Here is an 11,696-nt window from a genome sequence, read left to right as displayed (position 1 = left end):
TCTTCATTATTCAAAATTCATCATTCGGTGTTCGATATTAGAGATTGAGAGAATAGAGATTGTCCATAGTCCATAGTCCATGGTCCAAAGACGATAGAAGCGGGTTTCCAATTCTACATTATTCAATATCCATCATTCGATGTTCGATATTTAAGAGATTGGAGATTTTGAGATTCAATTGCCACCTGTCCCGGTAATTATCGGGATAGCAGGGGATCATGAATTCCTAATTCAAGAAATAAAAAAGCGTAGTTTCAAACTACGCTTAGTGGGGATATTGAGTACGAGAAATAAGAAGAGGAGTGGTGATGATTTAGTAAAACATCTTCAATTTCAGATTGGAAAGGGGTAAAGTTTCACTATTAAGTGCGGTTTGCAATTACCGTTTCCTCAAGATGTGTCCCGGAGGAACTAAAATACCACTTAGGTTATTTAGTAGCACAGCAAACTGCATTCTTATGGCTTGTTGGCAGTTATGTCACGAAAAGCGTGGTCAGTCAAAAACCTAATCTCATTCCCAATATCCGATCTGTGTAGGTTGTTAAAAAGGACAATTTTTCTTTTGTTAATCTTGACTATCAGGTTAAGTGAGTTAGTATAGGTTTTATCCTGTTTGATTTCAATTATTTCTTTTACTATAATTCTTTCAGATTTACTCTTAGTCCAAAATGGATAGTGATTTCGAATTGTAATAACATCATTAATTAGGTCGATTTTATATGAGATGTTTAAGATAAAACGGATCGAAAAGAACGCTAGAAATAAAAGAACCAGAATTGATAGCTGAAATAATTTTCCTTGTACTTCAATCCCAACGCTCAATTGCCCTAAACTCTGAACAAAAATCCACCACAGGAGGATGCTAATTGTGATCCAAATAGCGGCTGAAACTATTGAGATTCCAGCTTTATGCTTTTCAACAAAAATTATTCCTCTACGATCTAACATAATTGCTGCCAACGACTCGGCTATTAGTAGTTGCGTGGGTTAGTACTTAACTTTGCGAGTATGCACCAAACTGATAATACGTAAAATTTTCAGAAGTTGGCGAGAACGAGCAATTACTTTTAGTTCTCATGAAATAAGCCAGCTCGTTTTAAGATCTGAACCAAAAAGAACCCTGTCCTGGAAGATCAATTTTCGCTTAAGTTATTTCTTGCTATTCAAAGGTACGTTTGTTGATCCCGGTTTTTTATTTTAAATCAGGTGTTTTACCCGTTAGAATCCATATTATTTAGATGAAGCAAACATCAAATACTGGCGCTGGCTGATTTTGCAAATCACCCTAATATCCCTACAATCCATTACAATGGTCGAGATTCATTTGGTTTAAAGGCTCCAGGAAAGTATAGCTTTTTCTAGGTTTAATTCTACTGGATCCAGAGTGGATCATGAATTCCAAATTCAAGAAATAAAAAAGCGTAGTCGCAGAAATGCTTAGTGGGGCCTTTTAATTTTCGGATGTGATTTTCGGAATATTATTTACCAAGATCTCATTTATCACCACATCGTCGAACAGTCCATATCTTAATTGATTACTTTTTGGCTCGTAATAAATTTCAATTGGAAAATGAAATGAGTCATCAGAGTAAACTTGTTGCCAGAATAATTTACCTTCTTTTGTTTTGTAAATATTATGTCTGATTCCTCCTTGCTTCTTGCTGAAAATTCTATCGGATATTAAAATTGAATTTAAGTTACGGTCATAATTTTCATATAAGGAATCAATAATGCTCAAATCATAGGAGATGCTGTCTTTTACAAATGGTTTTAGCTTTTCTAAATATTGGGGGATATTTTCTTTAGTTTTTTCGTATAAATCCCTTCCATATCTTGCTCTAAGCATTCCTCTGAGGTTATGAATATACCACCACTCATTTGCTATTCCATCATTGTAAGCCTTGTTTAAAATAGGTAGCATAAACTCGGAAACTTCATTTACAAGATTATGGGTTATTACAATGTTAGGCGTAAAGTTGTTAGTGAATTCTGACTTTGGATTACAACCGTAACAAAATCCCGAAGGGTAGCCATGATATTTAAACATCAAAACCATCTTTTTGATGTTTTGCCTGTCCATTTGTCTTTGCTCATCTGATACCTTCCCTCTTACAGATTGATCGTCTTTATGAATGGAAGTCCAATAGTTTTCTATTTCACTTTTGTTTTTTAATGATTTTATTTCAAATTCCAGTTCAGAATTAGCTTTTTGTCCAAAGCCTAATGATGGAATTAATAATATCACAAAAAGTAATTTTTTCATTGCAGTGAAGGGTAGGGTTGGGATAATGATTTCTACTTTGGTGCTTATCTCCTTTATATGCTGAGGTCCCTGTCTCCGCGGAACATGGTCGAGATAGAAATAAATAAACATCACACTATCCCCAGATAAACTGAATCTGACAATTCCCTTTTTTTAGTCCAGGGATTTGCTTGGCTGAAGGCAATCCAGGCATGCCATTTTCTGTCGTCTTGGACATTTGAAAGAGGAAGGATATGGCTTTCTTTTTCTCTGATATTCCCGAGAAATTCCCATAATGAACCGCTAAGAACTCCTTCTATCGAAAGTAGAAAAACAAAAACATGATCATAAGGACTTGCTGAAGACTGCCAGGAATTATTTGTCCAAGAGAATTTTACTCCTTCAGTTACCCGTTCGACTTTAGGTTCTTGAGGCCCCAGAAGGTTTCCCCGACTTACTTTTACCAAGCTGATATCCAGTACTTTTGAAGCACCCTTGCCTTCAAACTTAAAGGAGTTTTTCATAGTATAAGACACGGCAGCATGATAGGCTTTTCTAGCACCATCCTCGTAGTTTTGATAGCCAAAACGTAGAATAGGCGTGATGTTTCTCAGAAATCTATGAGCTTGGGTATGGACCGACTGTGAGTGGCGTTTCCTTTCGGAAGTTCTTGCTTTGGTAGACTTGCTTTGTTTTCCGGGCTTTTTACGGATATAGGTTTTTCCTCCCACTTTATAAATGACCAGTTCACCTAAACTTCCTGATACTCCTTCCAAAAAAGAACTTATCACTCTAGCCATTCTCCCAGTGTTTGCTTATAGAGTAATATAGTTCATTTTGATGTAACTATAAAACAAATCAAAGAAATATTTAATTTTCACTAATTAATGATCAATGTTTGAGCAATCCATTATTGTTTAAGGATTGCATTATGATTGATTTTGGATTGGTCATGATATGGATTGAATAAATCTGATGATAGCTAGATCTACCTATAGGGAGGCGAGTATGGATGAATAGGCCTTACCTATATCAGGATAGGGAATAATATTCTATTTACATGGGATTGCTTTTCCAGAAAAGCTCTTGTTCGCAAACTGGTAATCCAATCTTCATTATTAGAGATTGAGAGATTAGAGATTGTCCATAGTCCATTGTCCATAGTCCATAGACGATAGAAGTGGCTTTCCAAATATTCATTATTCAAAATTCATCATTCGGTGTTCGATATTTAAGAGATTAGAGATTGAGAGAATAGAGATTGTCCATGGTCTATAGTCCATGGTCCAAAAACGATAGAAGTGGCTTTCCAAATCTTCATTATTCAAAATTCATCATTCGATGTTCGATATTTTAGAGATTGGAGATTTAGAGAATAGAGATTGTCCATAGTCCTTGGTCAATAGACGATAGAAGTGGCTTTCCAAATCTTCATTATTCAATATTCATCATTCGGTGTTCGATATTTTAGAGAATGGAGATTGAGAGATTAGAGATTGTCCATAGTCCATAGTCCATAGGCCATAGACGATAGAAGTGGCTTTCCAAATCTTCATTATTCAATATTCTTCATTCGGTGTTCGATATTTAAGAGATTGGAGATTGAGAGAATAGAGATTTTCCTTAGTCCATAGTCCATGGTCCAAAGACGATAGAAGCGGCATTCCAAATCTTCATTATTAGAGATTTAGAGAATTTGAGATTGGAGATTTTGAGATTCGATTGCCGCATGTCCCGGTAATTATTGGGATAGCTGGGTATCATAAATTCCAAATTCAGGGAAATAGGAAAGCGTAGTAACATAAACGCTTAGTGGGGGACTAAATTTGAAGAAGATAGTAATTTATAGTTTTAATTCCATTTTCAATGGCAATGTTCAGTTACTCAATTTTCCAAGGATTAATTCATGAGACTAACAGAGAGCTGACTTTTTTTGAACTTTTGAACAAAGCAAACTTGAACTTTTAAACAAAGTTAGGGAGCGCTTCCCACACTACTTTTGCTTCATCACTATTTAAAAACTACTAATACGATGAATCAGAATAATTATCAAGGAGCCTTACAGAAGCCGATTGGCTCGGGCTTTTCAGCAATTTCAATTACGGATGAAGTGATCCAAGGAATTGATCTTACAGGTAAGGTCGCAATCGTGACCGGTGGAAATACAGGTATCGGACTGGAAACTAGTAAAACATTGGCTCAGGCTGGAGCTTCAGTAATCGTTCCGGCACGTGATCTGGAAAAAGCTAGGCGAAATCTCGATGGAATTCCCAATATTGAAATCCACCGTATGGATTTAATGAATCATGAATCCATAGATGCCTTTGCTGAAAGCTTTATCACTTCTGGAAGCCTACTTCACATCTTGATCAATAATGCCGGAATCATGTGGGTTCCTCTACGAGTGGATAGCAGGGGTATCGAATCCCAACTGGCGACCAACTATTTGGCGCAGTTTCAATTGACAGCTAGATTATGGCCAGCCCTTCTCAAAGCAAAGGGAGCCCGTGTGGTCAATGTTTCCTCTCAAGGACATCAATTTGGAACCTTTCATTTCGAAGATCCCAATTTCAATACCCGTGAATACGATACCCTCCAAGCTTATGGTCAATCTAAAACTGCCTGTAACTTATTTACTATGGAGTTGGATAAACGAGCCCAGCAATATGGTGTTCGGGCCTATAGTCTCCATCCCGGATCTATTGGAGGAACAGAGTTGGCCAGAGAAGCATCATTGGAATTATTTCAAAAAATGGGTTTTGTGGATGAAAAGGGTATGATGAAGCCAGAAGTTTTGGCTTCACTGAAAACTATTCCCCAGGGGGCAGCAACGACTGTATGGTGCGCCACATCCCCCCAATTTAATGGAATCGGAGGTGTATATTGTGAAGATGTAGAAGTCGCTTCCATTGCAGCTGAAAACACAATAGGCTCAGGAGTCAAACCTTATTCTCTCCATGAAGCTGATGCCCAACGTCTTTGGGCTTGGAGTGAGAAGGCCTGTGGAATACCCTTTTCAGTTTAAGAAAAATGGTTCCTCTGGAAAAAGATCTTTATTCTCATCTCAATCAGTGAAAGGGAGATTCCCCTTCCACTGATTGGGGATTGAATGGACTTTTAAACAAAGCGCTGTTCGGGATATTCGCTATATTTAATTACCTCATTTTTGTCTAAAACAATGAATCGGTATGGAATACCAAGCAAAATACATTTCTGAAGAAATCAAACTTTCCTGTTATGAGGATAAGTTTTTTAAATCCGACGTGATGTTCGGGCAACATATGTTGATTTGGTTTATTTCCGGAGAAACAAAGATTGTCCAGGCAGACGCTTCCTATGTTTTCAGAGAAGGGGATATTTTCCTGATTCCCAGAAATCAACTGGCTACTATTTTGAATTACCCCAAGGATGGAAGGCCCCATCAAACAGTGGTCATGCATCTGTCAACAGACCGCTTACGCGAGTTTTATGCTCCCTTGGACATCAAACCTAAAAGCAGGGAAACATCTAAAATCTATCATTTTAACAAGCACCCCTTGCTTTCCAGTTGCCTCTCCTCTTTAATTCCCTATTTCGAAATGGATAATCTTCCTCCCACGCTAGCCTCCCTAAAAATTACCGAGGCAATCAATATTCTCAGAACCGTGGATCCCGGGATTGATCAGACACTGGCAAACTTTGAGGAACCCGGGAAAATTGAACTGACCGAATACATGGAGAAAAATTTCATGTTTAACCTCCCCCTTGAAAAATTCAGCTATCTGACCGGAAGAAGCCTCTCCACCTTTAAAAGGGATTTTGTTAAGGTATTCCACACTTCTCCGCAACGTTGGCTTACCCAAAAACGATTAGAGCTGGCCCATTATCAGTTTACCGAAAAGAAAAAACGACCGGTAGATGTCTGTTATGAAACAGGATTCGAGAACCTGTCCCATTTCTCCCATGCCTTCAAAAAACATTTTGGCTACGGTCCAACAGAATTGTTGAGCCGGCCAAATGGGAATGCAGTGTAAACGTTATTCCAACTTGGGTATTGAACAGATAGTAATGAATATGAAACCCAAGTATCTCATCTAGGCGTAGACTCTGGCGCTGGGTGATTTTGCAAATCATCCTAATATTTCTACGATCAACAAAAATGCACGGGATTTATTTGGTTTAAAGGCTCCAAGAAGGTGTAGCTTTTTCTAAGGATAATTCTACTGCACTAATAGTAGGGATCTGATTACCTAATTGGATGGAAGACTTTTGAATTGCAAATTCAAGAAAATAAAAAAGCGTAGTCGCAGAAACGCTTAGTGGGGAGAGTTGGAGGTAGGATGTAGGAAGTTTATCTAAAGACGAAATCAGTTTCTAAACTTTATTATTCGCGATTTCAGAGATTGGAGAATTAGAGAATAGAGATTGTCCATAGTCCATAGACGATAGAAGCGGGTTTCCAATTCTTCATTATTCAATATTCATCATTCGATGTTCGATATTTAAGAGATTAGAGATTGAGAGATTAGAGATTGTCCATGGTCCAAAAAAGATAGAAGTGGCTTTCCAAATCTTCATTATTCAATATCCATCATTCGATGTTCGATATTTTAGAGATTGGAGATTTTGAGATTCGATTGCCACCTGTCTTGGTAATTATCGAGATAGCTGGGGATCATGAATTGCAAATTCAAAAAAAGGAAAGCGTAGTAACAAAAACGCTTAGTGGGGAGAGTTGGAGGTAGGATGTAGGAAGTTTATCTAAAGACGAAATCAGTTTCTAAACTTCATTATTCGAGATTTCAGAGATTGGAGATTGAGAGATTAGAGATTGTCCATGGTCCATAGACGATAGAAGTGGCTTTCCAAATCTTCATTATTCAAAATTCATCATTCGAAGTTCGAAATTTCAGAGATTAGAGATTGTCCATAGTCCATAGACGATAGAAGTGGCTTTCCAAATCTTCATTATTCAATATCCATCATTCGATGTTCGATATTTTAGAGATTGGAGATTTGAGATTCAATTGCCACCTGCTTCAACTTGGAGAAAACTCGGATATTCTACTTTCCGATCAATTTTTCCAATCGCTGCATCATCTCTTCCTTTTCCTTGAGCATGCGCTCGTATAAGGAAATTTTCTCCTCGTGAAGCTCTATGATTTTGTCGATGGGATTGTTCTGAAAAGTTGGGTTGTAATTAACAATACCTTGAGTATGATGAAAAGTATTTGAAATAATATTCACGGCTTGTTCCTCGTCGAAATTCTGGAAAGCTTCTACAGGAAGTTTCAATACTTCAGCGATTTGGCTTAAAAGGCTAGCTTCTATTTCTTCTTTCTGTTCCAAAAGAGAGATTTTCTTTTGGCTCCAGTCTTCACCCAGTTCGTAGGCTAATGCTTCCTGTTTGATACCCAGCATTTCACGAAAGCGTTTGATATTTCTGCCTTGGTGGATTTGTTTGGATGAAGAATCGCTCATGGGTAAAGAAGGTTAGATAAAAAGAATTGTAATGTATTTGGCTTCGGACTATTGTTCTAATCAAATTTAAGCCTTTCCTACATTCTAGAAAGAATGCCAGACTGAATTTCTTAGGTAATTTAGTCGAGTGCTGGGATATTTTATCCATTTGGGAAAAATCAGAGGCAGTAAATTAGGAAGGTTTTCCTCTCTTGGGATAATTTTACTGCGCCTCAAGTTGATCATAAATTCCAAATTCAAGAAATAGGAAAGCGTAGTTTCAAAAACGCTTAGAGGGGGCTTTTTATTTTGCTGTTTCATTCGGTTCATAAAGCCTAAAGCTTTCTATGAATTCATTGATTTTTGATGATTCGGGAATTCTGCGCAATCCAGCAAAAGAAACCGTATAAATCCTTGTGCCGTTTTTTGCTAATCGTAAGTAAACGACCGAGTTAATATCTTTGGAAGTAGAGGACAGCGTATAATTAACACATTTTTCAAAGCCATGAAGTTTTACTTCTGACCTTTCACTCACCGAGAAATTTCCAAAAGTTGCCGCCATTGTTTTTGTCGACTGGTCGAACAAACTTTCAACATCCCATGACTCCAAAATCGCTTTGGGCAAATCAGTATAACTAACTACATAATAGTGTTCGCCTCCTAAATTAGTATTAAAAGTGACTGTCTCGATGCTTTCAGAACCCCAACTATTGTTTTGAATACTGACACCAGGTTCACGTGGGAATTTTGCTAGAAATTTTCCTTCCGAAGATCCATATAATCCTGATTTAGTCTGGATGATATCTGGTCTATCATTAGAACATGAAAGAAGAAGAAAGGAGAATAAAAAAAGAGTTATTATGCTATAGATTGGATGATGGCGCACTCTATTTATGTTTTGTTCATTACTTAACTCAAATAAAATTGACCGCTAAACACTAAAGAACTTTTTTCAAAAGGAGCGGTCATTTCTTAGAATCAAAATTAAGAATTTCGTCTATTTCACAATTAGCCATTATTAATTTATTCTACAGAATAGGCTATTTAAGTATTTTACAATAAAGCTTGAAAAGTAAAGAGGTTCAGATTCTTTTCAATAAGATAGCGTAGATACAATCTATGAATAGAAGGGTATCTTTTTCTAAGTATAATTCTACTGTATCCAGAGGGGATCATGAATTGCAAATTCAAAAAATAGGAAAGCGTAGTTGCAAAAACACTTAGAGGGGGATCCATTGTTGTGCTTTCGTTATTTTTCTCTTTGTTTTAATTCATTTTTAATTTGGTTCTGTACTGCCATATTTTCTTTTATTCCTCTTTCATAAGTACTATTCATATACGAATAAAAGCCAATAGCTTGTTTTAATATTTCTTGAAAATAGATGTTATTTTGTATTTCTGCTAGGTTTACGGGTTCTGCCCATCGTTGGGCTAAATCACCTCTAAATATTGTCTTGATATTCTTATATGCTTCAGTCTCATGCAATGATTTCACATGCTCATAATCGGACCTTAAATCTTCAGTTAAGTAGAAATATTTGAAATCATACAATTCAGAAATAGCAATTCTGAGCGAATCATTATGAATGATGTCTATTCCTTTAGATTTTAGATTTTCATAAGCGACAGTTATTGGTTCAAAATTACCTCTTCCAATTATTCTAGCATAAGACCATTTTAATGAATCAGTTAAGGGTGTTCTCTGTTCTAAATGCTCCAACACATCTCTGTTGAGTTTGGCTTTATCATTATTATACTTAATCTTTAAGTTAAGGTTAATGACATCCTTTTCAAGGTTTACTAGAATTTCACTTAAAATATTCGTTTCAATTTTGTATTCTATTCTGTTGTTATTCCAATTATTGATTTGAAGTGCAATTAAAATTCCAATAACCACAAGTACAATTTCTCCAATCGCATACTTTAAATACTTTCCAGTTTTACCTTCAGAGAGTAAGTTTTGTCTAATTTTTCTAAAGAATTTAATCATTTGTTATTGGTTTCTGGTAATGAAGCACAACGGTTAGTATATGAGCCGTTTTAATGGCTTATATACAGTGTTAGGCTCTTTTTTGGATTCATTATAGTTTTGATAATTCTTCAAATAATTCCATCGGCATTGGATTAAGATATTCATTGTTCCAAAGTATTATGATCCTGTCTTTGTCTTTAAATTTAATCATAAGGTCAGAGGAGCCATATCCGGCACCGGCATGCCCAATGGCTATTGCTTTTTCTTCATTGTTGTATGGTAATTCAAAAAAACCACAACCATAACCATAAGGAAAAAAATGAGCTCCAAAAGGTCTTGTAGCTTCATCGGGGAAAGAATATTCAGTAAACATCAAGTCCCAGCTTTCAGTCTTTAAAAGTTTATCAGACCCAATAGCCAGCATAAATTTATGTAAATCTTTTAATGTAGATTTAGAACCGCCATCGCCACGATAATTACTATGAGGAAATGGAGTGGCTGGGTTACCGTCTGAGAGATAATAAACAGGTGCGCCCGGCCCATAAATAGAGGTGGAGTTATAAGTATTGGTCATTCCCAGTGGTTCAAAAATTCTTGTTCGCTGAACATCGTAGTAATCAGCGTTTCTATATTTCATTATAATTTCTCCTAACAACAAATAGCCCGTATTACTGTAATCATAGCCTTTGCCAGGTTCGAAATTAAGGTCTAATTGAGCCATTTTATCCAAAACCTCTCGTTGAGAAATAAAAAAGGGCAATCTCCCTTCAATCTGTTCATCAAAATAGCCCTTTAAACCTGAACGGTGAGATAGAAGCTGATGAACAGTTATCTCGTTTGCTTTAGGGTGTTTGAACCAAGGCAAATGTTTGGAAATAGGGTCATCAAGTTTAATTGAATCATCTTCCACAAGTTGCAGGGTCAAGATAGCCGTAAACATTTTACCCATGCTGTTAATAATGAACCTTGTTTTTGTACTATTGGGAATTTCTAGGTTTCTATCAGCCATGCCAAAGGCATTCTCATAGATAATATTTTCACCTTCAGCAATGAGAATACCTCCGTGTAGTTTTCCCTCAGAGTATAGTTTTTTCACAATTTTATCAATCTCTGAAAATTGAGATTTATTCAGCTGTGCTGATGCACTCTGAAAAACGATGCAAAAGAGGAGCAACTGTAAAATTTTCATCATAATATTTGATTAAATTGAGCCTAACGGTCCGTGTATGAGCAGTAGCGGATTTTAACCCACTAAATTGTCAGGAAGCAAGATACTTATTGAAAGGTAAAAACGGTTCAAGTTTGCACCTAAACCGCTATTGCTTATACACATTGTTGTACATAGTTGTTTTCAGTTTCCTTTATTTAACTCTTTTAATTTTTCCATTTGTTCATTTAAACTACCAACACCAAATCTTTTCTTTTCTTCATCGCTTATGGCTGTTGTATCATAGTTTTTCAATTCCCAAGTTCCATTTCCTTCTTGAATGTATTGTGTGCCATAGACTTGAGGTTTACCAATACTTAGTAAGTATCTATCGGTAGCTGCTGCAAACAGCGACTTATTAACAGTAGAATCAATTTTCATTGCTGTTTTCATAAATTCGACTGCTTTTAAATAATCGGAAGAATCTACACCATGTTGAAAAATCATTGCAGCTTTGGCATAATCCTTAGCAGATATTATTTTATTAGAGTCTATCAACTGACCTACACGTTTTCTTCTAAATTCATCCCTTTTCGAGACAATTGACCAATTATTTATTTCATTATTTTTTCTATCTTCTTGATCACTTAGGTAAAGTTTATCGATATTTAAAGACATTAATTTTTCTTCATTTACTTTATCAGAACAACTTACAAGAGTTATAATTACAATTATTAATATTCTTTTCATTTGATTTTGGATAATTATGCACAACTTGTTTATTTGCGCCATTTTTTGGCGGTTACTTTTCTGATTCGGATGGATAAACGCCATAAAGGCTCGAAATCTATAGCGGTTATTTTTTTACAAGTCATCGAATGGTCTCCTGATTTTTA

At 36.1% G+C, this 11,696-nt stretch carries 9 protein-coding genes; 2 read left to right on the top strand and 7 right to left on the bottom strand.

All coding sequences use genetic code 11. The annotated features are described in order from the left end of the window. Nucleotides 1-1,450: 1,450 nt before the first annotated feature. Nucleotides 1,451-2,263: a hypothetical protein gene (locus BUF13_RS11650; RefSeq protein ID WP_134204440.1), complete on the bottom strand. Its 813-nt coding sequence runs from the start codon at nt 2,261-2,263 to the stop codon at nt 1,451-1,453. Nucleotides 2,264-2,373: 110 nt separating this feature from the next. Then, on the bottom strand, nt 2,374-3,042 hold the full coding sequence (locus BUF13_RS11645; protein WP_073571981.1) for a DUF6266 family protein: 669 nt from the start codon (nt 3,040-3,042) through the stop codon (nt 2,374-2,376). A gap of 1,232 nt (nt 3,043-4,274) precedes the next feature. Here BUF13_RS11645 and BUF13_RS11640 point away from each other — a divergent pair. Both BUF13_RS11640 and BUF13_RS11635 read left to right on the top strand, forming a co-directional pair. Further along, nucleotides 4,275-5,267 (top strand): SDR family NAD(P)-dependent oxidoreductase, encoded by a 993-nt coding sequence (locus tag BUF13_RS11640; protein ID WP_073571980.1) that lies wholly within the window; start codon nt 4,275-4,277, stop codon nt 5,265-5,267. 163 nt (nt 5,268-5,430) lie between these two features. Continuing rightward, entirely contained in the window at nt 5,431-6,255 is an 825-nt protein-coding gene (locus BUF13_RS11635) for an AraC family transcriptional regulator (RefSeq protein WP_073571979.1), read from the top strand. Nucleotides 6,256-7,285: 1,030 nt separating this feature from the next. Here the strand turns inward: BUF13_RS11635 and BUF13_RS11630 are convergent. The 5 genes from BUF13_RS11630 to BUF13_RS11605 all read right to left on the bottom strand — a co-directional run bounded on the left by BUF13_RS11630 (nt 7,286) and on the right by BUF13_RS11605 (nt 11,550). Then, entirely contained in the window at nt 7,286-7,702 is a 417-nt protein-coding gene (locus tag BUF13_RS11630; RefSeq protein ID WP_073571978.1) for a helix-turn-helix transcriptional regulator, read from the bottom strand. 283 nt (nt 7,703-7,985) lie between these two features. After that, a complete protein-coding gene (locus BUF13_RS11620; protein ID WP_073571976.1) occupies nt 7,986-8,567 on the bottom strand; it encodes a hypothetical protein in 582 nt (193 codons plus the stop codon). 363 nt (nt 8,568-8,930) lie between these two features. Further along, complete coding sequence (locus tag BUF13_RS11615; RefSeq protein WP_073571975.1) at nt 8,931-9,671, bottom strand: DUF6090 family protein; 741 nt, start codon at nt 9,669-9,671, stop codon at nt 8,931-8,933. 91 nt (nt 9,672-9,762) lie between these two features. Continuing rightward, nucleotides 9,763-10,845: a serine hydrolase domain-containing protein gene (locus BUF13_RS11610; RefSeq protein ID WP_073571974.1), complete on the bottom strand. Its 1,083-nt coding sequence runs from the start codon at nt 10,843-10,845 to the stop codon at nt 9,763-9,765. 159 nt (nt 10,846-11,004) lie between these two features. Further along, nucleotides 11,005-11,550, bottom strand: coding sequence for a hypothetical protein (locus BUF13_RS11605; RefSeq protein WP_134204438.1), 546 nt, complete (start codon nt 11,548-11,550; stop codon nt 11,005-11,007). Nucleotides 11,551-11,696 lie beyond the last annotated feature (146 nt).

Source organism: Algoriphagus zhangzhouensis (assembly GCF_900148515.1).
Classification (GTDB): Bacteria; Bacteroidota; Bacteroidia; order Cytophagales; family Cyclobacteriaceae; genus Algoriphagus; species Algoriphagus zhangzhouensis.
This window is presented reverse-complemented; position numbering and strand designations above follow the sequence as displayed.